This window comes from Psychromicrobium xiongbiense (assembly GCF_030271165.1).
Lineage (GTDB): Bacteria > Actinomycetota > Actinomycetes > Actinomycetales > Micrococcaceae > Renibacterium > Renibacterium xiongbiense.
Genome location: NZ_JASSZH010000021.1, coordinates 128,011 through 150,162, shown reverse-complemented (window position 1 = coordinate 150,162; position 22,152 = coordinate 128,011). Strand labels below are relative to the sequence as shown.

Annotated in this window: 20 protein-coding genes and 2 tRNA genes; 17 read left to right on the top strand and 5 right to left on the bottom strand. The window is 64.0% G+C overall.

All coding sequences use genetic code 11. The features are described from left to right. Positions 1 to 29: 29 nt before the first annotated feature. A tRNA-Asn gene (locus tag QQM37_RS08675) sits at positions 30 to 102 on the top strand. Between the two features lie 103 nt (positions 103 to 205). Here QQM37_RS08675 and QQM37_RS08670 read toward each other — a convergent pair. Then, positions 206 to 2,821, bottom strand: a complete 2,616-nt coding sequence (locus QQM37_RS08670) for a DUF2156 domain-containing protein (protein ID WP_285726564.1) — start codon at positions 2,819 to 2,821, stop codon at positions 206 to 208. After that, complete coding sequence (locus QQM37_RS08665; RefSeq protein ID WP_285726562.1) at positions 2,782 to 3,999, bottom strand: multidrug effflux MFS transporter; 1,218 nt, start codon at positions 3,997 to 3,999, stop codon at positions 2,782 to 2,784. The genes QQM37_RS08670 and QQM37_RS08665 overlap by 40 nt, the downstream gene beginning before the upstream one ends. A 307-nt stretch (positions 4,000 to 4,306) precedes the next feature. On the opposite strand from QQM37_RS08665, the gene QQM37_RS08660 reads away from it, so the two are divergent. The 6 genes from QQM37_RS08660 to QQM37_RS08635 all read left to right on the top strand — a co-directional run bounded on the left by QQM37_RS08660 (position 4,307) and on the right by QQM37_RS08635 (position 9,533). Next, entirely contained in the window at positions 4,307 to 5,059 is a 753-nt protein-coding gene (locus QQM37_RS08660; protein ID WP_285726560.1) for a phage holin family protein, read from the top strand. 69 nt (positions 5,060 to 5,128) lie between these two features. Next, positions 5,129 to 5,788, top strand: coding sequence for a CDP-alcohol phosphatidyltransferase family protein (locus QQM37_RS08655; protein WP_285726558.1), 660 nt, complete (start codon positions 5,129 to 5,131; stop codon positions 5,786 to 5,788). Beyond that, complete coding sequence (locus QQM37_RS08650; protein ID WP_285726557.1) at positions 5,785 to 6,702, top strand: DMT family transporter; 918 nt, start codon at positions 5,785 to 5,787, stop codon at positions 6,700 to 6,702. Before QQM37_RS08655 ends, QQM37_RS08650 begins: the two co-directional genes overlap by 4 nt. 32 nt (positions 6,703 to 6,734) lie before the next feature. Next, positions 6,735 to 7,961: a glycosyltransferase gene (locus QQM37_RS08645; protein WP_285726555.1), complete on the top strand. Its 1,227-nt coding sequence runs from the start codon at positions 6,735 to 6,737 to the stop codon at positions 7,959 to 7,961. A 119-nt stretch (positions 7,962 to 8,080) separates the two neighbouring features. Continuing rightward, positions 8,081 to 8,157, top strand: a tRNA-Ile gene (locus QQM37_RS08640). A 188-nt stretch (positions 8,158 to 8,345) separates the two neighbouring features. Further along, entirely contained in the window at positions 8,346 to 9,533 is a 1,188-nt protein-coding gene (locus tag QQM37_RS08635; protein WP_285726553.1) for an acyl-CoA dehydrogenase family protein, read from the top strand. On the opposite strand, the gene QQM37_RS08630 is transcribed toward QQM37_RS08635, so the two are convergent. Then, the gene (locus QQM37_RS08630) at positions 9,461 to 10,126 is read right to left on the bottom strand and encodes a M23 family metallopeptidase (protein WP_337250246.1); all 666 of its coding nucleotides are present in this window, start codon (positions 10,124 to 10,126) and stop codon (positions 9,461 to 9,463) included. The genes QQM37_RS08635 and QQM37_RS08630 overlap by 73 nt on opposite strands. A gap of 337 nt (positions 10,127 to 10,463) precedes the next feature. On the opposite strand from QQM37_RS08630, the gene rpsB reads away from it, so the two are divergent. From rpsB to QQM37_RS08600, 6 genes are all read left to right on the top strand, one after another. Next, complete coding sequence (gene rpsB / locus QQM37_RS08625) at positions 10,464 to 11,300, top strand: 30S ribosomal protein S2 (protein WP_285726551.1); 837 nt, start codon at positions 10,464 to 10,466, stop codon at positions 11,298 to 11,300. An 89-nt stretch (positions 11,301 to 11,389) separates the two neighbouring features. Then, positions 11,390 to 12,226, top strand: a complete 837-nt coding sequence (tsf, locus tag QQM37_RS08620; RefSeq protein ID WP_285726550.1) for a translation elongation factor Ts — start codon at positions 11,390 to 11,392, stop codon at positions 12,224 to 12,226. Positions 12,227 to 12,471: 245 nt separating this feature from the next. Continuing rightward, on the top strand, positions 12,472 to 13,245 hold the full coding sequence (gene pyrH, locus QQM37_RS08615) for a UMP kinase (RefSeq protein WP_285726549.1): 774 nt from the start codon (positions 12,472 to 12,474) through the stop codon (positions 13,243 to 13,245). A 53-nt stretch (positions 13,246 to 13,298) separates the two neighbouring features. Continuing rightward, positions 13,299 to 13,856: a ribosome recycling factor gene (gene frr, locus QQM37_RS08610; RefSeq protein ID WP_285726548.1), complete on the top strand. Its 558-nt coding sequence runs from the start codon at positions 13,299 to 13,301 to the stop codon at positions 13,854 to 13,856. Further along, positions 13,856 to 14,896, top strand: coding sequence for a phosphatidate cytidylyltransferase (locus tag QQM37_RS08605; protein WP_285726547.1), 1,041 nt, complete (start codon positions 13,856 to 13,858; stop codon positions 14,894 to 14,896). The genes frr and QQM37_RS08605 overlap by 1 nt, the downstream gene beginning before the upstream one ends. Before the next feature lie 13 nt (positions 14,897 to 14,909). Beyond that, complete coding sequence (locus QQM37_RS08600; RefSeq protein ID WP_285726546.1) at positions 14,910 to 15,521, top strand: DivIVA domain-containing protein; 612 nt, start codon at positions 14,910 to 14,912, stop codon at positions 15,519 to 15,521. A gap of 23 nt (positions 15,522 to 15,544) precedes the next feature. On the opposite strand, the gene QQM37_RS08595 is transcribed toward QQM37_RS08600, so the two are convergent. Next, positions 15,545 to 16,012, bottom strand: a complete 468-nt coding sequence (locus tag QQM37_RS08595; RefSeq protein WP_285726545.1) for an Lrp/AsnC family transcriptional regulator — start codon at positions 16,010 to 16,012, stop codon at positions 15,545 to 15,547. Between the two features lie 231 nt (positions 16,013 to 16,243). Between QQM37_RS08595 and pdhA the strand changes: the two genes are divergently transcribed. The 3 genes from pdhA to QQM37_RS08580 are packed head-to-tail and all read left to right on the top strand — an operon-like array spanning position 16,244 to position 19,766. Then, a complete protein-coding gene (gene pdhA / locus QQM37_RS08590) occupies positions 16,244 to 17,452 on the top strand; it encodes a pyruvate dehydrogenase (acetyl-transferring) E1 component subunit alpha (protein WP_285726544.1) in 1,209 nt (402 codons plus the stop codon). Beyond that, positions 17,449 to 18,465, top strand: a complete 1,017-nt coding sequence (locus tag QQM37_RS08585) for an alpha-ketoacid dehydrogenase subunit beta (RefSeq protein ID WP_285726543.1) — start codon at positions 17,449 to 17,451, stop codon at positions 18,463 to 18,465. The genes pdhA and QQM37_RS08585 overlap by 4 nt, the downstream gene beginning before the upstream one ends. Then, on the top strand, positions 18,462 to 19,766 hold the full coding sequence (locus QQM37_RS08580) for a dihydrolipoamide acetyltransferase family protein (protein ID WP_285726542.1): 1,305 nt from the start codon (positions 18,462 to 18,464) through the stop codon (positions 19,764 to 19,766). The genes QQM37_RS08585 and QQM37_RS08580 overlap by 4 nt, the downstream gene beginning before the upstream one ends. 30 nt (positions 19,767 to 19,796) lie before the next feature. On the opposite strand, the gene QQM37_RS08575 is transcribed toward QQM37_RS08580, so the two are convergent. Further along, a complete protein-coding gene (locus QQM37_RS08575; RefSeq protein ID WP_285726541.1) occupies positions 19,797 to 20,417 on the bottom strand; it encodes a TetR/AcrR family transcriptional regulator in 621 nt (206 codons plus the stop codon). A 123-nt stretch (positions 20,418 to 20,540) separates the two neighbouring features. Here QQM37_RS08575 and QQM37_RS08570 point away from each other — a divergent pair, with 123 nt between their 5' ends. After that, positions 20,541 to 22,148: a carboxyl transferase domain-containing protein gene (locus QQM37_RS08570; RefSeq protein ID WP_285726540.1), complete on the top strand. Its 1,608-nt coding sequence runs from the start codon at positions 20,541 to 20,543 to the stop codon at positions 22,146 to 22,148. Positions 22,149 to 22,152: the final 4 nt, after the last annotated feature.

The following is a 22,152-nucleotide window of genomic DNA, read 5'->3' as shown; positions in this document are numbered from 1 at the left end:
ATCCTTTGTTACAGTTGTACCTGCTTCATTCCTCCTTAGCTCAATTGGCAGAGCATTCGACTGTTAATCGAAGGGTTGCTGGTTCAAGTCCAGCAGGAGGAGCTCGCAGGGAAAATGCCCCGCATTCGTCAAGGATGCGGGGCATTTTCGTGTCTGGATCCTCCCCCAACCGGGGAGGCAGGGCGGCGATCCGCAACATCGCCTGTTACTCAGGCCCCGAACCCGTACCTGCCTCAGCCTCCGGCCCCGTGACCAAGGTGCGCAATAGCGAGGTCCGCTGGCGCATCGACATGCCGGGCAGGTACGCCTCGGTCAGCGCCAGCGCGACGGACGGTAGCGACAACGGGTCCTGGTAATACATGTATAGCGTCCGGTGGACCGGTTTGAAACGGGCTTTGAAGGCCGCCAGAGAACGGAAACCGTAGTAGGGCTCCAGAGCCTTGGCCAGGGTGCTCAGCAGACGGTCCATGGCGTCGCTGGGGCCCTCTGCGGCGGAGAACTGACCCGCCAGAGGGGAGCCGGAGAGCGAGATCTCCTGCACATCGTTCTGGAACCTGGTGACGGCGGAGGCGATCAGGAAGTCCATCACGCCGTTGAAAGCGGTGCTCCTGCGGCGCATGAAGTCCAGCGTCCAGGAGACGATCTGGCCCTCCCGGTACACCGGAAGCCAGCTCGTGGCCGCCAGCACTTCCCCCTGCACGTCCACCGCGAGGGCGCACAGCACGCCGTCATCCCGCAACTCGTCCAGGCCTCCCAGCGTGAAGCCCAGCGGCGGCAGGGGCTGTTCATCGGCCCATTCCTCGCTCAGTTGCACTAGTTGAGCCCTGATCAGCGGCCCGAAGGAGGCATAGGTGCCCCAGACCACCTCCACATCGAGTTTGCGCGCCCGATTGATCGCGGTGCGCACATTCTGCCAGTCCTTGCCCTTGAAGGTCTGCGAGGCGACCTCCAGCCGGGTCTCCTCCGCCACCTCCAGCGGCCGGAAACCCATGGGCGCCAGCTCAGTGCCCAGTTCCGCCGGTGCCGAGTAGAAACAGGGCACGATGCCGGCCTCCACCGCGTACCGGGTGAAGCCCAGCGCAGCCTCGGCCTGGGCGGCGGCCACGCCAAAGGGCTCGGCCACGGTGATCGCGACCCCGTGATGTACCTGATAAGCGACGCCGGCCCGGCCATCCGCGGTGAACCAGTAGTGGTTGCCTTCCCACAGTGCCATTTGCGACAGTGCACCACCGCCCCGACGGATCAATGCCTCGGCCTTATCCCGTTCCGCGGTGCGTTCCCGTCCATGACCGCGGTAGCGCCGGGAATGGCGTACCAGCTGTACCAGGAGCAGTAGCCAGACCACGGCGCCGCCAAAGCCGTAGAGCGCCGTGCTGACCGGGCCCTGGGGTAGATAGGTGTCGAAGGGGAGCTGGAAGGGGATCAGCAGATGGGGGAGCTGCACCAGCAGATCCAGCAGCGAGCTGGTGGTCTGGTTGTCCTCGGAGAACCAGGCCACGATATACACCACCAGCAGCGAGGCCAGCAGGACGATGGACAGCCGCGCCAGGGACCGCCCGCTGACCGTGCTGGCACGCACCTCAAAGGCATTGCGGCGGATGAGCAGCAGGAGCACGATGCCCAGCGGGGACAGCACCGTGGGAAGCAGGTAGACCGCCACAAAACCGGAGATCTCGGCATCGAACATCACCTGGGGGTCCGAGTAGAAGACCACCACAGCCAGCAAGGCGTTGAGCGCCATATAGCTCTGGGCGGCTACAGTGATCCACCAGCTCAGCCGTCGCCCGCGGCGCAGCCCGTCCGCGCAGACCAGCAGGAGCAGCACCGGGATCAGGGTGAACACCACGGCACCGGGACTGTTGATACCGATCCAGGACTGCAGGTTCACGCAGGATTCTGAGCCATTGCAGACATCACGGAGGGTCTGCGCATCCAGAGTGCCCTGCAGGGCCAGCTGATTGGCCATGAACAGCGGCCCCGAGGCGAAATTGGCGGTGAGCTGGGTCAGCCACAGGCCCAGGGCGGAGACCGCCACCACCGTGGCCACCAGCACTCGAGTCTCGCGCAACGTGGTGTGGGCCAGCCCCAGCCCGAGCGGGGAGGAGGGATGCGTGCCGGAGGTCGTCTGTCGACGGTGGTAGACGGCCATACCGCTCAGCACGCCCAACACTGCTCCGAAGAACGCCAGAATGGTCGCACCCTGGCCCAGATAAAGCACCAGCATGACGGTCAGGGCCAGCAGCCACAGTCTGAGCCGGCGTCGCCACAGGGAGCCGAAGGCCGCCGTCGTGAATCCCAGGGCCGCGCAGACACCCCCGTAACAGCCCATCTGGTAGGTGCCGCCCAGGTAACCCAGCCACTGATTATCGTTGACCACGCCCCAGTCCAGGACCAGACTCAGCCCCAGCGCCGAGAGGGCGCCGCCCACCAGGAAGGTCAGGCCAGCACGTAGCGGGCCGACGAATCGGCAGGCGAAGGCCAGAGCAGTGAACAGCAGCGGTGTCGAGAGCAGATATTCCAGTGGCGACCCGGCGAGCAGTACCGAGGTCACGAGCGACCAGGGATGCGAATTCAGGCTGCCGAAGTAGAGCGCGAAATCATGCCAGGAATTTTGCTCGGGAGTAGCCGACGGGGCGGCGAAGAGGCCGCCGGTCAGCACTCCACCCAGAATGAGCACAACGACGGCGACCAGTGGCAGCCCAAAGACCGCCCCGGGATTCCTGGGGCGGTGCAGTGGCGGCTGACGCCAGCGCGCTTGCTGCAGGCCCCAGGAGGAGGGGCTCACAGGGCGGGCACTGTCCGCGGTCGAACGATGGTCCACAACACCACTATCAGAGCAGCAATGGACGAACACATCAACCAGGACATGACCAGCGGGGTCGCGGGGCCGAAAGCACCGACGATGGGTGACATCAGGCCACCGAAACCGAAAGTCACCGCGCCCATCAGGCTGGCCGCAGTGCCGGCCCGGGCTCCATGGTTGACCAGGCCCAGCACCTGGACGGTCGGGAAAACGAACCCGATGCAGGCAACGTAAAACCAGAGCGGGATCAGGGTTCCCCACAGCCCCCAGCCCAGTAGATAGGTCGTACCGATGGCCGCCGCGCCGAGGAACTGGATGGGCGTCACCCAGGCCAGAATCCACTGCGGGCCGATCCGCTTCATCAGGCGGGAGGAGATCTGAACGCCGGAGACCACCGCCACGGACAAGCTGGCGAACACCAGTCCGTACTGCTGCGCGGAGAGTCCGTAGAGGTTCTGAAAGATGAACGGGGTGGCGGAGAGATAGACGAAGAGGCTCGCGAAGTTGAATCCGGCCACCAGCAGCATGCCGACAAAAATCCGGTCCTGGAAGACCGCGGCATACCGTTGCAGGGCTTTTTGCTGATGCTGGCGGCGTTCCACGGGCAGAGTTTCCCGCAGGAAGAACACGGAGGCGAGCAGAATGGAGCAGCCATAGGCTGCCAGAACCCAGAACAGTCCTGGCCAGGGCATGATCGCCAATAGCTGGGAGCCCAGCACCGGAGCCAGGATGGGGGCGAGCCCACTGACCAGGGACAGCCGGGAGAGCATCTTGACCAGGGGATAGCCGGAGAACATGTCCCGGACCATCGCCATCGCCACCACGCCGCCGCCGGCCGCACCGATGCCCTGAAGCACACGGAAGATGCCCAGCATGGTGACATCGGTGGACAGCGCGGCGCCGATCGAGGCGAGAATGTGAACGGCGGTGGCCAGAATCAGCGGGTTACGGCGTCCAAAGGTGTCGCTGAGCGGGCCAACCACCAGCTGGCCCAGGGCAAAGCCGACCGTGGTGGCGGTCAACGTGAGCTGGATGGCCGTCTCGGTGGTGTGCAGGTCGTGCTGCAGCGCCGGGAAGGCAGGCAGATACATGTCGACAGTAAACGGCACCAGCGCGGTGAGCAGACCAAGAACAATGATGTACAGCAGCTTGTCCCGGGTGCTCAGCGCATCTCCCGGGTGGCTATCGGCGGTCACAGGTCTCCTCATAGTCGGCCAACCGTGAAGGTCGGCGGGTCGGTGCTCGGGTGGTGCGGGGTGGTGTTCGACGCCGACGCGCGGTCAGGCAGCGACAGGGTGGTGGCGCAGCAGAAAGCTCAGTGGTGGGGTCAGGGCGGGCGGTGCGATCGCGGTCCGCGGGGTCCCTGGGCCATTACGGTGGACGGCGGGACGCGGATTGCCGGAACTCCCATGCTATGCGCTTTTCGGTGATGGCTGCGAGGGTTGTCCAACAGAATGGTAATTTTGACGGGTAGGTCGGACTGAGCTGTGGAAGGCAACACTCATGAGTGAAACACCAGCACTGCCCCGCGGCGCTGACGGTGGGGCATCCCTCGTCGGAAATGTGCGCACCCTGGCTCAACTGACACCCCGTCAGATCAACGATGAAGTAACGCTGGCGCTCCGCGAGCTCAAGGCTAAAGGCATCAACCTCGGGGTTGCTGTAGGTCTGTTCGTTGCGGCGTTGTTGTTTCTGAGTTTCGCCCTCGTCGCCTTGATTGTGGCCGCCATCATGGGCCTGGCCACCGTGATGCCAGCCTGGCTTTCCGCACTGATCTTCGCAGTGTTCTTCCTGCTCGTCGTCGGGCTCGGCGCCCTGATCGGCCTACGGTATGTGAAGAAGGCCATGCCGTTGACTCCGGATGAGGCGATCCGTGGCGTCAAACACGATCTGGGCGTGCTCAAGGATGGTGCCTCCTTTGATGTCGCCTCGCTGGAGCGCTCTGAGGCGGACGATGCCGCCGCGGCAGAGGCGAAGCGGGAGGCCAAGCAGAGCGCGCGCAAGGGTGAGGATGCGGCAGAACCGGCACCTACCGATGCCGAGCTCCGGCAGCGGATTGCCGAACGCCGCAGCCATTTACTGAATCTGCGCGAGGAACTGGCCGAGCAGGTAGATGTGAAGAAGCAGGCGCAGAAGCTGTTGGACGATCCGGAGTCGCCGGTCAACCAGGTGCGCCAGCGTTGGGTCCCGCTGACCGTTGCTGCGGTATCCACCACCACGCTCCTGGTTCTGCTGCGCAAGCTGTTGAAGAAGTAGCCCCGCTGCGAGTCGCATGAGTGTGTGCAACCGGTCCCGATGCGGCCAGTCCCGGGGAAGGGGGCGGAGATGAAACTGATAGGTGCAGGTTCCCGCCCCGGTCAACCCCTGGTCAGCCATGATCGGATCCTGACCGTACCCAATATGCTGACCGTCATTCGGTTTCTGGGTGTCCCGCTGTTTGTCTGGCTGGTTCTCGCTGAACGGCAGTACGGCTGGGGTGTAGTGGTGCTGGTGGTGATGGGCGGAACGGATTGGGTGGACGGCTATGTCGCCCGGCGTTTCGACCAGGCCAGTCGTCTGGGGCGCGTTCTGGATCCGCTCTCGGATCGCATCGCCCTGATCGCGGTGGCCATCACCCTGGTCATTGCCGAGGTCGCGCCCTGGTGGCTGCTGGCCGTCATCGTCATTCCGGATGCCGTGCTGACCGCTACTTCGCTGTTGTTCTTCCGCTGGCATCCGGACCTGCCGGTCAGCATTATCGGCAAACTCCGTACGGCTGCGCTGCTGATCGGGACGCCGCTGCTGTTGCTGGCCAAGGCGATCAGCGATGCACCCAACCCCCTGACATATGTCGCCTGGACGGTGATCGGGCTGGGCGTCGCCGGGCACCTGATTGCGGCCTACAACTACTTCTGGGCCATCGTGCGCAAACACCATGAACTGCACCGCCCCATCGACAGCGCCACCACGACGGGCCACTCCGCGACAGGAAACCAGCCTCGATGATGTGGATTGCGGTCACCTGTGCCGTGGCCTCGGCATTTTTCATGGCTTTCGGCGCACAGCGTCAGGGTAGTGCTGTCAAGGCCAATACAGGTGGACTCGCCCTGGGAGGCAACGGCTTCCTGCGTCTGGTGCGCAACCCGCGGTGGGTTCTCGGACTCGTGCTGTTGGGTACCGGGACCCTGCTCAACGCAGCTGCCCTGACCATGGGTACTCTGACGGTGATCCAGCCGATTGGTGCCATTTCGCTGGTGATCACCACCATTGTCAATTCCCGGGATCAGGGCATCAGGCTCAACCGGGCCACCATCGTCGCGATTTCCGCCTGTGTGGTGGGCAGCGCTATTTTCGTGCTGCTGGCGGTCAACGTGGTGCGGGAGAACACCTCGGTCACGGCCGAGGAGGAGTTGACCGTCGCTCTGCTGCTGGTGGTTGCGGTGATCATTTTCGGTGGACTGGTGCTCGCCTGGCGGCACAAGCTCAAGGCCTTTTTCTACATCATTGGGGCAGGTGTGCTGTTCGGGTTCGTAGCGGTACTCACCCGCATCATTTCAAAGCAGATCTTTGACCCCAACGGTCTGTTCCTGCTGAATGTGCAGTGGTATTCGTTGTTGGCGATTGCGGCAGCGGGTGGGCTGGGAAGCTGGTTCGTCCAGAGCGCCTACGCCTCGGGGCCACCGGACCTGGTGATTGCCGGACTGACAGTGATCGATCCGATGGTGGGCATCGCGATCGGCATCATCATTTTGAATGAACTTCGATCCGACGTGCCTGCCGTCGTGGCGATTGCCATGGGGGTGGCCGCTCTGATTGCTATCGTGGGTGTCATTGTCCTCTCACGGCACCACCCTGATGTGGTTAAGCGGGCCAAGGACGCGCGCGAGCTCGCCAAGCGTTCGCAGCGCAGGGCCAGCTAGGGCTGTAGACCACATATCGAGGAGTCACACGAATGAGCAACCACGAGGCAGGCACGTCCCCGGAGAGCACGGAGACGAAGAAACCCCTCGTCATCCTGATCGCGGCTGAAACCTACCCGCCCATGGTCAACGGTGCAGCCCAGTTCTGCTATCGACTGGCCAAGGGAATGAGCGCGCGCGGGCATGAGATGCATGTGCTGGCGCCGCGTGCGGACCGTGGGCCGAGCTTCACGGAGCTGCGGCCGGAGGCGGAAGTGCACAGGCTCCGCTCCCACGCCATGCCGACCAACCCGGATTTCCGGATCTGCTTCCCCTGGGAGATCAAACGCGAGATCTCCATGCTCTTTGACCGGGTCAAGCCTGATGTGGTGCATATCCAGTGCCACTACATGATCGGAAAAGCCACCATTGAGGAGGCGGTCCGGCGGGGGATCCGAGTGATCGCCACGAATCACTTCATGCCGGAGAACCTCAATCCCTTCCTGCCTTTCCCAGAGTGGTTCCTGAAGATTGTGGCCCGTAATTCCTGGCGCGATATGGGCAAGGTGATGAGCAAAGCTGCCGTGGTGACCACGCCCACGCCGCTTGCCGCCAAGGCGATGCATGAGCATGCCTTCCTGCGAAAGGTGCTGCCGGTCTCCAACGGGATCGATGCTGCGGCCTACGAGCTGGAGCCCGGTGAAGTGCTGGAGAAGTTTGACTATCCGACGGTGCTCTTCGCAGGACGGCTCGCCGAGGAGAAGCACGTGAATGTGCTGATCGACGCGATCGCCAAACTGCCAGCCGGGCTGAATGCGCACCTGGAAATCGTCGGTGGCGGCGAGGTGCGGCCGGCCCTGGAAGCACAGGTGGCTGCCCTGGGCCTGGGTGGGAAGGTGCGGTTCCTGGGCTTCGCCAGCGACGAAGAACTCCGTGAGGCCTACATTCGGGCGGCTGTCTTTGTGATGCCGGGTACGGCCGAACTGCAGTCGCTGGTCTCCCTGGAGGCAGCCAGCGCTTCCACGCCGCTGATTCTTGCTGATGCGATGGCGCTGCCTCACCTGATTGACGATGGCGGCAGTAACGGCTTCCTGTTCGAACCGGGGAACAGCGACGATCTGGCAGAGAAACTTGTGGCCATACTTTCGCTGCCAGCTGCGGAGCAGGCAGCGATGGGCGCCGCATCGCGGGCCGTTGCGGAGCGCCACTCGCTGCAGGCGACGCTCGAAACCTTTGAGGACCTGTACCGCGGCGCGGGCTATGACGACAAGGTCATCTGAGCAGGGTAGACGATTCTGCCGGTGAACGGTTGCGGTAGGACTCGCCGCGGCCACGGCGTCGCCTAAGATGATCGAGGTGAGTTTTGCTGGGGCGCATTGCGCCGGGCAGGGCGCAACTGGGGGCTGTAGCTCAGCTGGTTAGAGCAGAGGACTCATAATCCTTTGGTCCAGGGTTCAAGTCCCTGCAGCCCTACCAGATAGGCTCCCGATCTGCGGAAACGCCAGGTTGGGAGCCTATTTATTTTCCCGAAACCGGTGGAGGGGAGGGGGCTGGGTGTGCGGTGCGAACGGGCGTCTTTACTGAACATCTACTCTGCGGTAAGTTACTCATGAGTAACTTGTTGGGTGGTCCACTGCCCGGCAGACCTGACGGAGAGTGCAAAGATGCCCAGAGAAGTTGATCTCAACAACCTGCCGTACGCTGACGGTGATTTCTATGCTTTTGAGCAACTGCTCAACGAGTCGGAGCGTGAACGGCTCCAGATCATCAGAGAGTTCCTGGCCCGTGAGGTCAAGCCGATTGCCACTGACTACTGGAACCGCGCCGAGTTCCCCCATGAACTCATTCCTCGGCTGGCCGAACTCGATGTGGTCAGCCCGGTACGGCGGCAGGGCTACAGTAATCTCTTCGCTGGGCTGGTCCACGCGGAGTTCACCCGTGCGGATGCCTCCATCGCCACCTTCCTGGGCGTCCACGACGGTCTGTTCACCGGTTCTATCGAACTGCTCGCTTCGGAGGAGCAGAAGGCTCAGTGGCTCCCGGAGATTTACTCTTTGCAGAAAATCGGTGCCTTCGGCCTGACTGAGCCGCTGGGTGGATCGGATGTGGCCGGTGGTACCCGCACCACGGCGCGTCACGAGAACGGTCACTGGGTGCTCAATGGTGCCAAGCGCTGGATCGGCAACGCGACCTTCTCCGACTGGGTGGTCATTTACGCCCGCGACGTGGATGACAATCAGGTCAAAGCGTTCCTGGTGGACACCAGCACGGAGGGCTATTCAGCCAGCAAGATTGAGAACAAAATCTCCCTGCGCGGAGTCCAGAACGCTGATATCACGCTGAACAACGTCATCGTCCCGGACGACTACAAACTGGCGCATGCTAACAGCTTCAAAGACACCAATAAGGTGCTCAAGGTGACCCGCCTGGCGGTGGCCTGGCAAGCGGTCGGGCTCCAGCTTGCCGCATTCGATGTGGCTCGCCGCTACGCCGTGGAGCGCCAGCAGTTTGGGCGCCCTATTGCCTCCTTCCAGCTGATCCAGGATCAATTGGTGCAGATTCTGGGCAACACGGTCAGCTCTCTGGGCATGATGGTCCGCCTGGCCCAGTTGGAGGACGCCGGTCTGGCAAAGGATGAACAATCCGCACTCGCCAAGGCCTTCACCACCGCCCGGATGCGCGAATCGGTGGCCCTGGGCCGCAGCATTCTGGGCGGAAACGGCATCGTCACCGACTACGAGATGGCCAAGATCTTCTCTGATGCCGAGGCGGTCTACTCCTATGAGGGCACCCATGAGATCAACTCCCTGGTGACCGGCCGGGCCATCACGGGCATCTCCGCCATCGTCTGAGACTGAGACTGAGACTGAGACCCAGCAGAGGCGGCGACGTGCTTCAGGGGCAGCAGCACCGACGGCGACCTGTTTCCGAGGAAGAGCAGGGGATCGAGGTAGCTGCTTCCCCGCCGCACGCCCCAGTGTAGGCATCCCTGTCCAGGGCAGTGGCCTGACGCCGCACTACTTGCCTCCACGGTGCCAATCGCCTGCCCGGCCGTGACGTGATCTCCTTCGGTCACCGAGGCACTGACTGGCTCGAAGCTGCTGCGCAGGCCGTTGCCGTGGTCGATGGTCAGCACATTCCGGTCCACGACCCACCCGACGAAACTCACCACGCCGGCGGCCGGGCTGTGCACCTGGTCGCCGATGGCGGCCTGCAGATCCACGCCGCGATGTCCAGCGAGCCAGGGCTTGGCGGGCGGATCAAAAGAGCGCACCACCGCAGGCTGAGGGCGAAGCGGCCACTGCCAGCGCTTCTGGGCTGATGAGGATGCCGACGATGACGACGCCAGGGCAACTGGCGCCGCAACGAGCGATGACAGACTCACGAGCAGGGCGATACCGAGGATGGCGACTGCCCAGGCTGCGCTTCGCACCGGCGTTTTCATCCTCTCAGCCTCGGCTGGCATGCCCAGTCGGACAAGTTCAGAGACAACTCCAGCGCCCGTTGTGGACAAAACCGGCTCTTGACTGCATGTGGAGGAGAAGTGGCCGCGGCCTCAAAGCAGGGGCATGTGCCGTATAGTTAGGGGTGCGGCGCTTTCGGGCGCTGACTACGCGTGCCCATTTCCGCATTCACAGTGACGCCCTCTGGCCTGGCCAGCGGTGTGTCCCCGTGACTGGGCTGGGTTCCTCTCGGTATCCATCCGGTGTATTCGACCGGATGGGGGTGAGGAATCCGCTGGGCACCAGGAATAACCGTAAACAAGACAAAGGAGCGTCGGCATGCCCGTCGTAACCATGCGCCAGCTGCTCGACAGCGGCGTACATTTCGGTCACCAGACCCGCCGTTGGAACCCGAAGATGAAGCGATTCATCCTCACCGAGCGCAACGGCACCTACATCATCGATCTGCAGCAGTCGCTGTCTTACATCGACCGCGCCTTCGAATTCGTCAAGGCCACGGTTGCCCACGGCGGCACCGTGCTCTTCGTCGGCACCAAGAAGCAGGCCAAGGAAGCCATCTCCGAGCAGGCAACCCGTGTCGGCCAGCCCTACGTCAACCAGCGTTGGCTCGGTGGCATGCTGACCAACTTCCAGACAGTCTCCAAGCGCATCCAGCGCATGAAGGAACTCGAAGAGATTAACTTCGAGGACGTCGCTTCCTCCGGTCACACCAAGAAGGAGCTCCTGCTTCTCAAGCGTGAGCTGACCAAGCTTGAGGCCAACCTGGGCGGTATCCGCAACCTCACCAAGGTCCCCTCGGTGATCTGGATCGTTGACACCAAGAAGGAACACCTCGCCATCGACGAGGCCAAGAAGCTCAACATCCCCGTGGTGGCCATCCTGGACACCAACTGCGATCCCGATGAGGTCGACTTCCCGATCCCGGGTAACGATGACGCCATCCGCTCCGTGAACCTGCTGACCCGCGTGGTCGCCGATGCCGTGGCAGAGGGCCTGATCGCCCGCAACGCCAAGGCCACCGGCAGCGCAGACGCTGCGGCCGAGCCGCTCGCCGAGTGGGAGCGCGAACTGCTGGAAACCTCTGCTGCGCAGACCCCGGCCGAGGCACCCGTTGAGGTTGTCGAGACCGAGACCACTGAGACCGAGACCAAGTAGAAGTAGTTGTTCTTCGGTGTAGCTGTGGTGCGGACTCAGTGCCGCACCACAGCTACGTCAGGACACCATCACTAACAACAGGAGTTCACATGGCGAACTACACCGCCGCTGACATCAAGGCACTCCGCGAGCGTACCGGCGCGGGCATGATGGACGTCAAGAAGGCTCTTGACGAAGCAAATGGGGATGCCGAGAAGGCTCTCGAGCTGATCCGCATCAAGGGTCTCAAGGGTGCAACCAAGCGTGAGGGCCGCTCCACGGCTGAGGGCCTGGTGGCCGCAACCGTCGTCGACGGCGTCGGCGTCATGGTCGAGGTCAACTGCGAGACGGACTTCGTGGCCAAGGCTGCTCCGTTCATCGACTTCTCCAACAAGGTACTGGCTGCAGCTGTGGCCTCGGGCGCTTCGGACGTCGAGACCCTGCTGACCGCTGAGGTGGACGGTAAGCCGCTTTCCGAGCTGGTCATCGAAGCTGGCGCTCTGCTGGGCGAGAAGGTGGCTGTGCGCCGCCTGGCCCGCGTTGAGGGTGCTGTGGTTGACGCTTACCTGCACAAGACCTCCAAGGATCTGCCCGCCCAGGTGGGCGTGCTGTTCGCGGTGGACGTTGACAGCGAGGCCGCTCAGACCGCAGCTCACGATGTCGCCGTGCACATCGCCGCTTACTCACCGACGTACGTGACCCGTGACGAGGTGCCCGCTGACCTCGTCGAGAGCGAGCGCCGCATCGCTGACGAGACCGCACGCGCCGAGGGCAAGCCGGAGGCTGCACTGCCGAAGATCGTCGAAGGCCGCCTGACCGGCTTCTTCAAGGAGAACGTGCTGGTGGATCAGCCCTTCGCGAAGGACGCCAAGCAGAGCGTTGGCCAGGTCCTCGAGGCCGCAGGCGTCAAGGCTACCGGGTTTGCACGCTTCCGCGTCGGCTCCTAAGCTCTCACTCAGCGTGAAGCTCAGCTACTGAGCAGTTCCACCTCGGTGGGCCTCTGTTCCGGGTGACCGGACGGGGGCCCGCCGGTGGTTAATGGCCCTTCCATAGGGTGCTCCTCATTGGGCACCAGCAAGACAGTCGCGATAGTCTGTCTCAGGCGTAGACATCCTGCAGCGGTCATTCTCACTGACCCCGGGGTGGTCGCCCATTGCTCGCTTACACTCACGATTCAGCCAGGGGATGGTCCATGGAAAGCACCGAGAACTCCGTCCAGATTGCTGTCTCCGCCCAGGAACGTGAGCAGCTGGAGAAGGCTCCGAAGCGCCGTCGTGTGCTGCTCAAGCTCTCTGGAGAGGTCTTTGGCGGAGGTAAGCTCGGCGTGGATCCGGCGACCGTACGCGGCATCGCGGGTCAGATCGCCCAGGCCGTGGCCGACGTCGAGGTCGCCATCGTCGTCGGTGGCGGTAACTTCTTCCGCGGCGCCGAACTCAGTGCCTCCGGCATGGACCGCTCGCGCGCCGACTATATGGGAATGCTGGGCACGGTGATGAACTGCCTGGCCCTGCAGGATTTCCTGGAGCAGGCCGGCGTGGAGACGCGTGTGCAGTCCGCTATCACGATGGGCCAGGTTGCTGAGGCCTACATTCCGCGCCGCGCCATCCGACACCTGGAAAAGGGCCGCGTGGTCATTTTCGGCGCCGGCGCCGGTCTGCCGTACTTCTCCACTGACACTGTGGCCGCTCAGCGTGCGCTGGAGGTCCATGCGGACGTCGTCCTGATGGCCAAAAACGGCGTCGACGGTGTCTACACTGCGGATCCCAAAAAAGATCCTGACGCCGTCAAACTTGACGTGCTCACCTACGATGAGGCGCTGGCCCGCAATATCCGGGTGCTCGATCAGACCGCGTTCAGCCTCTGCAAGGACAACCGACTCTCCATGCTGGTCTTCGGTATGGAAGGCGAAGGCAACGTGGAACGGGCAATCCGTGGAGAGAGCCTCGGCACCCTCGTCACACCGTAAGATGGACAGTTGAGAGCCGAAGCGCCCCCGTATACACAGCACCAGGAGACACCGTGATCGAAGAGACCTTGCTCGAGGCTGAAGAAAAGATGGATAAGGCCGTCGAGGTCGCCAAGGAAGACTTCAGCTCCGTGCGAACCGGCCGTGCCAACCCCGGGCTGTACTCCAAGGTCATGGTGGAGTACTACGGCAGCCCCACTCCGCTGCAGCAGCTGGCTTCCTTCTCCGTGCCCGACGCCCGTACGCTGCTGATCAGCCCCTATGACAAAACCGCGCTGAACGACATCGAGCGTGCCCTGAGCAACTCCGAGGTGGGCGCCAACCCCTCCAACGACGGCAACGTGATTCGCGTGGTCATCCCGGAGCTGACCGAGGAGCGTCGCCGCGACTACGTCAAGATCGTCCGCGGTAAGGGCGAGGATGCCAAGGTCTCCATCCGCAACATCCGTCGCAAAGCCAAGGAAACCCTGGACAAGATCGTCAAGGACGGCGATGCCGGGGAGGACGAGGGGGCTCGCGCAGAGAAGGAGCTCGACGCATCCACCAAGTCCCACACGGATGTCATCGACGAGCTGCTCAAGCGCAAAGAAACCGAGCTCCTCGAAGTCTGATGAGCCACGTGCCCGGTTCCGGCTCGGAATCACCGCCCCCGCTGCCCAGTAGGCGCGTCCTGCGGGCGATGGAGCGTCGGCAGGAGACCGCCGCGATTCCCGTGGTACCTCCGGCGCCGACCATTCCGCCCAGCGTCCCCGCCGAGCCTCTCGATGCACCGAAACCGGCTGCCAGGACCTCGCGCGCCGGGCGTGATCTTCCGGCCGCGATCGGCGTCGGGCTAGCACTGTTGATCGTGGTGCTGGTCGGGCTGCTGCTCTACCCGCCGGCCTTCCTGATGATCGTGATAGCCGCCTCCGCACTGGGTGTCTGGGAGGTGGTGCGCGCTTTCGCCCAGCACGGCATCCTGGTGCCATGGGTTCCCCTGGGTGCCGGGGTGCTGGCGATGCCGATTGCCGCCTATTATGTGGGTGTCGAGGGGCTGCTCTTCGCCTTCGTCGCCTGCGCCTTCGCGGTGCTGATCTGGCGTGCCCTCGATCACGCCCCGGGCGTGGCGCATGGCGTGTTCTCCGGCGTCTTCATTCTGGCCTGGGTGCCGTTCCTCATTTCCTCGGTGCTCCTGGTGCTCCGTGAGCCGAACGGACCGGCGACCATCATGTCCTTCCACTTCGACTGGCCCAGTCAGGGCGCTTTGCGGGTGGTCACGACGCTGCTGTTGGTGGTGTCCAATGACACCTTCGGCTATCTGGTGGGGGCGCTGTTCGGCAAACATCCGATGGCGCCGAAGATCAGCCCCAAGAAGTCTTGGGAAGGTTTTGCCGGCTCGGTGATCGGCGCCATGGTGATCGGTGTGCTGGCTGCTCTCTTCCTACTCCACCAGCCGTTCTGGGTCGGGTTGGTGCTGGCCGTGGGGTTGGTGGCGGCATCAACCGCGGGCGACCTGGCTGAGTCCATGGTGAAGCGGGAGCTGGGTGTCAAAGACATGTCCAGCATTCTGCCCGGGCACGGTGGCGTCATGGACCGGCTCGATTCCATGTCCTTTGCCGCTCCGGTGGCCTTCCTGCTTTTTGCGCTGATGGACTGGCTGCAGACGCTCTAGGATGTGAGGAACGATGACAGGAACCGGAAGGGCTTTTGTGGCGCAGGAACAGAACACAGAATCACGGGCGGAGATCGCCCCGTTTGCGCGGGTGGACCGCAAGACGTTCGGCTACAACGTCAAGCAGGTTGACCAATTCCTGGCACAGGCCCATGCCGTGTACGCCGAGGGGGGCACCGATCAGTCGATGGAGAGCCGCTCGGTGCGTGAAGTGACCTTCGATGCCGTTCACGGGGGCTACGATCCGCAGGCCGTCGACGCGGCACTGGACCGGCTGGAGGACGCCTTCGCCGAGCGGGAACGCCAGGCCCTGATTGCTTCCGAGGGGGAGGACGCCTGGCTGGCTCAGGTGGGCAGGCTCTCTGCGGTGCTGCGCGCGCGGTTGCACCGTCCTGACGGTGAGCGTTTCCGCCGTCCCCGGCGTGCTGTACGCAGCTACTCTGTGGCTGATGTGGATGCCCTCTGCGCCCAGCTGCTCGATTATTTTGAGCGGGATCAGCCGATGTCCGTCGACCAGGTTCGTCGTGCTGTCTTCGGGCCTGCCAAGGGGAAGAACGGCTACGAGGAGCAGCAGGTCGACGGTTTCCTGGACCGGGTGGTCGAATTGATGACATCCATCGACTGAGCCACTCAGTCACCGAGCGCTGGCTATTCTGCGGACGCTTCCAGCAGTGGCATGACCCGGTAAGGCACCAGGCGACTCATCGCCAGCGAGGTGTCGGTCCGCTGCACACCGTCGCAGGCCAGGATCTTGCCGTTGATCCGGAACAGGTCTTCGGCATCTTTGGAGACGACGCGCGCCAGCAGATCGGCAGATCCAGTCAGACCGAAGACCTCAAGAATCTCCGGAATGGTGGCCAGCTCCCCGGCCAGCACTCCCAGGAGCCGCTGGTCCACATGAATCGAAATGAACGCTGTGAGCGGGTAGCCCAGCGACTCGGTGCTGATGCGGTGTTCAAAGGAGCGGAAGACTCCGCGGTGTTCCAGCGCTGCGATCCTCGCCTGCACCGTGTTGCGGGAGAGGCCCAGCTCCGCAGCCAGCGCGATGGCAGGGCGGGAGGAATCGCGGCTGAGTGCGGCCAGGAGTCGACGGTCGGTGGCGTCCAAAGTGCGCATACTGCGAAAGATTAGCACGGTTCACTGCATCAATTCTGTGCAGAATGCTTGATTTATGGAAGGGATGTTGTGCTTCCTGCTGGGTGTGAGTACGGTCACAGTAACTGATCACCGTCGATCAGCCGGGTGCCGTCACCCACCCCGTGGCGACGCCCTCATCCCGCCGTGATCCCATCACAGCTCATGGCGGGCTGAGTGCAGGATCTGCGGATCCGTCAGGAGGAATGTGCCATGCCATTCGATACCGTGGGAAGTGCTCCAGGGCAGACTCCGGTGGGAGCCACCGGCCGCCCGGGTGTTGCCAGGCGAGGGTTCCTGCAGGTGCTCTCACCTCAGGGCGAGCGACTTCCGCAGGCCACCCTTGATCCGTGGATCGCCGAGTTGTCCGCTGAGGAGCTGCTGGGTCTGTACCAGGACATGCTGGTGATCCGGCGCATCGATGCCGAGGCAACCGCCCTGCAACGCCAGGGGGAACTGGCGCTCTGGCCGCCGCTGCTGGGCCAGGAGGCGGCGCAGGTCGGCTCCGTGCGTGGCCTCGATCAGGACGATTTCATCTTTCCGAGTTATCGCGAAAACGGTGTCGCCTACCTACGTGGCATCGATGTGGTGGATGTTCTCAAGGTCTGGCGTGGCAATGCGCATGGCGGCTGGGATCCGGCCAGACACCGGATGGGCAGCCAGCAGATCATCATTGGCGCGCAGACGCTGCATGCGGTCGGTTATGCGCTGGGCGTGCAGTTCGATGACGCCAGCACCGCGACCATCGCGTATTTCGGCGACGGTGCCACCAGTGAGGGTGATGTCAACGAGGCGATGATCTTCGCTGCCTCCTTCCAGGCACCCGTCGTGTTTTTCTGTCAGAACAACCACTGGGCGATTTCCGAGCCGGTACGGGTGCAGGCGCATCGCGCTATCGCGGACCGCGCCCCGGGCTTCGGTATCCCGTCGCTGCGCGTGGACGGCAATGACGTTCTGGCGGTTCTCGCGGCTACCCGGCTGGCCGCGCATCGGGCGCGTACCGGTGGCGGGCCGACTTTCATCGAGGCGGTCACCTACCGGATGGGTCCACACACCACGGCGGATGATCCGACCAGGTATCGCGATGCTCAGGAGCTTGCCGGCTGGGCGGCACGAGACCCGCTCAGCCGGATGGCGGCCTGGCTGCGGTCCACCGGGGTGCTGACTGCCCAGGAGCAGGAACGCATCGATCGGGAAGCGGACCGGGTGGCCGCGGATTTGCGGGCCCGATGCCTCGAGTTGCCCGATCCGCAGCCGCTGGAGCTCTTCGACCACGTGTATGCCGAGCCACATACCGAGCTGGAGGCTGAGCGCGAGGAGTACGCGCGCTATCTGAGCATTTTTGTGATTGAACCTGCGGAGTCTTCGCTTGAGACCCCGGCCGCAGCCCAGGAGAGAGCAGCCCAGGAGGGATCACGATGACGACGCTGACCTTGAGCAAAGCGATCAACACGGGTCTGCGTCAGGCTATGGAGCGTGATCCACGGGTGGTGTTGCTGGGCGAGGATATCGGGGCTCTGGGCGGCGTTTTCCGGGTCACCGACGGACTGCAGAAGGACTTCGGGCCGCGGCGCGTGATCGATACGCCCCTGGCGGAGTCCGGCATCGTGGGTACCGCCGTCGGCCTGGCGTACCGGGGGTACCGACCGGTCTGCGAGATCCAGTTTGACGGCTTCATCTACCCTGCTTTCGACCAGATCGTGGCGCAGGTGGCCAAACTTCACTACCGCACTCGTGGCGCGGTGAGGATGCCGCTGACCATCCGGGTTCCCTTCGGTGGTGGCATCGGCTCGCCGGAGCACCATTCCGAATCGCCGGAGGCCTACTTCACGCACACCTCGGGGCTGCGGGTGGTCAGTGTGTCCAGTCCCCAGGACGCCCTGGTGATGCTGCAGCAGTCGATTGCCAGTGATGACCCGGTGCTCTACTTCGAACCCAAGCGGCGCTATCACACCAAGGGTGAGGTGGATGAGGGGCTGGATCCGTTCGATAACGCGCAGACCCTGCCGATGTCCCGCGCCCGCGTGGTGCGTGCTGGCGCAGATGTGACACTGGTGGCGTACGGACCGCTGGTCGCCACCGCCCTGGACGCTGCGCAGGTCGCTGCGGAGGAGGGGGTCTCCGTGGAGGTGATCGATCTGCGCTCGCTTTCGCCCGTGGATTACCCGACCCTCGAGGAGTCAGTGCGGCGCACCGGGCGCCTCGTGGTCACGCACGAGGCGGGTCGCCATGGCGGCGTGGGTGCCGAGCTGTGCGCCAGCCTGACCGAACGGTGCTTTGAATATCTGGAGGCTGCGCCGGTGCGGGTCACTGGCTGGGACGTTCCCTACCCGCCCTCCAAACTGGAGAGCCACCAGCTGCCCGAGGTCGACCGCCTGCTCGATGGTGTGGACCGGGCCCTTGGCCGTTCCCTGCCGATCGGAGAACTCTCATGATCAAAGTATTCAATCTGCCCGATCTGGGTGAAGGACTGACCGAATCCGAGGTGCTGTCCTGGCGTGTCTCCGAGGGGCAGCAGGTGGCGCTCAACGAGGTGCTGGGTGAGGTGGAGACGGCGAAGGCCGTGGTGGAGCTGCCTTCGCCTTTTGCCGGGGTGATCGCGGCTTTGCACGAGAAGCCCGGTGCGGTGGTGGAGGTGGGTAAACCTCTGGTGTCTTTTGAGATTGACGATGCCGGCCAGCCCGGTCAGGTGAGCGAGCCTGGCCGGCAGCGGGTGCCAACCCTGGTGGGCTATGGCGCGGAGCCCGAACGCGGGGGGCGGCCGACTCGCCGGCCCCGGCGCGGGGTGGCTGGGCCCGCTGCGCCAGGGCCCGTGGTGACCGAGCCCGTGGTGACGCGGCCTGTCGCGGCTTCGACCGGAGAGCGTCCCCGATCGACACCGCCGGTACGCAAGATGGCGCGCGATCTGGGCATCGATCTGTCCTCGCTCACCGGAACAGGCCCCGAGGGGCTGATCGTCCGCCAGGATGTTCAGGCAGCTGCCGAGGCCCGCAGCCCGGCGGCGTCTTCTCCCGTCGAACCTCAGGGGGCAGCTGCGCGTGAGGTGCGTACTCCGATCCGCGGAGTGCGGAAGTTCACCGCAGCCGCTATGGTCAGCAGTGCCTTTTCCGCGCCCCATGTCACCGAGTTCCTGACCGTTGATGTCACCGCGACGATGGAGTTGCTGGCTCGGCTCAAGGCCAGCCGTACCTTCGCCACCCTCAAGTTGACGCCCCTGACCATCGTGGCGAAGGCGCTGTGCCTCGCCATCGCTCGTCACCCCTCGCTGAACTCCCGCTGGGATGAGGAGCATCAGGAGATTGTCACCTTCAACTATGTGAACCTGGGCATCGCGGCTGCGACCCCGAGGGGGCTGACCGTACCGAACATCAAAGAGGCTCAGGCGCTGAGCCTGGTGCAGCTGGCCGAGGCGCTGGCGCAGCTGGCGGAGACCGCTCGGGCCGGGAAGACCACGCCTGCTGAACTCTCCGGCGGCACCATCTCGATCACGAACATCGGTGTCTTCGGCATCGACGCGGGAACGCCGATCCTGAATCCGGGGGAGGCTGCGATTCTTGCGGTCGGCGCGGTGCGCAAGCAGCCCTGGGAGTATCGCGATGAGGTGGCGCTACGTCAGGTCATGACCCTGAGCTTGTCCTTTGATCACCGGGTGGTCGACGGCGAACAGGGCTCACGATTCCTGGCCGACCTCGGGATGATCCTGGCTGATCCGGCGATGCTGATCACGCTGGTCTGATCCGAGGAAAGCTTCCGCCGATGGCAGGGTTCAGCTCAGCAGGGCAGCCAGTGCCATCCGTTCCAGAACCTGCCCGGCGGTGGCGGCGGGAATTCTGGAGCCGGAGCGGCCGTGAGTGTGCAGCGAATGCGGTGTGGAGTTGATCAGCCCGAACGCCGCATGGGCCTGGACCCGCAGCTGGGTCGTCGGCGCCTCCGGGTGCAAGCGGCTCAGCGCCTCGACCCAGAGCTCAACGTAGTCACGCTGCAGTGCGCGGACGGACTGCTGATCCACCTCTGTCATGCTGCTCAGATCTCGGTCCTGGACCCGGATGATGTCCGCGTTGTGCAACGCGAAACGCACCTGAAAGGTCACCAGCTGGCGGACAGCTTCCTCCGGGGCCGTGGGCTGGCTCAGGACTGTCCGGCCGCCCTCGAGCAGATCCTCGCTCACTCCCAGGAGCAACGCAGCCAGCAGCTCCTGTTTCCCGGCGAAATGGCGGTAGACGCCCGGACCACTGATGCCTGCCGCGGATCCCAGCTCCTCCAGGGAGACGCCATGAAAGCCACGCTGTGCAAACAGCCGGGCGGCAGCCCGCAGGATCGCTTCCCGGCGGCTCGCCTTCGCCCGGGACCGAAGCGTGGGCTGCTCGGTGTCGGTCAACTCTGCCATGCGCTCCTCAGACCTCGTTCAGCACCGGTTCAGAACCACCAGCGGTGGACATCACAGTTAATCAAGACTAATCTAAATTCGAGTTAATGGAAACTAACTAAAACCCGTTCAGGAAGAGAGTCGATGGAGACTTTGACCACGGCGGTCATCCCGGAAAGCGCTGAGTTCTTAGCGCATGATGCCGCCCACCGGGCACTGGTGGGGCAGCTGCGGGAACGCCTGGCCCGGGCGGCACTGGGCGGACCGGAGCGTTCGCGCCAGCGTCACCGCTCGCGCGGCAAGCTCCTCCCACGCGAGCGGGTCGCCGCTCTGCTTGATGAGGGCAGTCCCTTCCTGGAGATCGCGCCACTGGCGGCCGAGGACCTGTACGAGGGGGAGGCCCCGGGTGCGGGTGTGATCGCAGGCATCGGCCTGGTGCACGGCAGGGCGGTCATGGTGGTTTGTAATGACGCCACGGTCAAAGGCGGAACCTACTACCCTCTGACGGTCAAAAAACATCTGCGGGCGCAGGAGATCGCCGGCGAGAACCGACTGCCCTGCGTATATCTGGTGGACTCCGGCGGCGCTTTCCTGCCCAGACAGGATGAGGTGTTCCCGGATCGGGAGCACTTCGGGCGGATTTTCTATCATCAGGCCAGGCTTTCGGCCGCAAAAATTCCGCAGATTGCCGCGGTACTCGGCTCGTGCACGGCAGGCGGCGCCTACGTACCGGCGATGAGCGATGAAACGGTGATCGTGCGCAATCAGGGCACGATTTTCCTCGGTGGCCCGCCACTGGTCAAGGCCGCCATCGGCGAGATCGTGACGGCAGAGGAGCTTGGCGGCGGAGAGTTGCACGCCAGCGTCTCCGGGGTGGCCGATCACCTGGCGGAGAACGATGAGCACGCCCTGCAGATTGTCCGGGACCTGCTGACCACCGTTCCGCCGCCACTGCCTGCTGCCTGGGAGGTGCGGGAAACGCGTGAACCGGTGGTTGACCCGGGGCAGCTGTACGGTGCGGTTCCGACCGACGTTCAGTCGCCCTACGACGCCCGGGAGATCATCGCGCGGCTGGTGGATGCCAGCGAGTTCCACGAGTTCAAACGCAGCTACGGGACCACGCTGGTCACCGGTTTCGCGCATATCCACGGGCACCCCGTCGGCATCGTGGCCAACAACGGTGTGCTGTTCAGCGAATCGGCGCTCAAAGGCGCGCACTTCATCGAGCTCTGCGATCAACGGGGAATCCCGCTCGTGTTCCTGCAGAACATCAACGGGTTCATGGTCGGGCGGGACGCGGAGGCCGGCGGAATTGCCAAGCATGGGGCCAAGATGGTCACTGCGGTGGCGAGTTGCCGGGTGCCGAAGCTGACCGTCGTCGTCGGCGGATCTTTTGGCGCGGGCAACTACTCGATGTGCGGGCGGGCCTACAGCCCCCGTTTCCTCTGGATGTGGCCCAATGCGCGGATCTCCGTGATGGGAGGAGCCCAGGCGTCCTCTGTGCTGGCCACAGTCCGTCGTGAACAACTGGAGAGCCAGGGCGAGGAGTGGTCCGCCGAAGCGGAGGAGGCTTTCAAGGAGCCGATTCGGGCCCGCTATGAGGAGCAGGGAAATCCCTACTATTCAACGGCGCGGCTCTGGGACGATGGCATCATCGACCCCGCGGACACCCGCCGCGTCCTGGGTCTGGCCCTGGACATCTGCTCCCATGTTCCGCTGCCGGAGACCTCCTTCGGCCTGTTCAGGATGTGAGCGG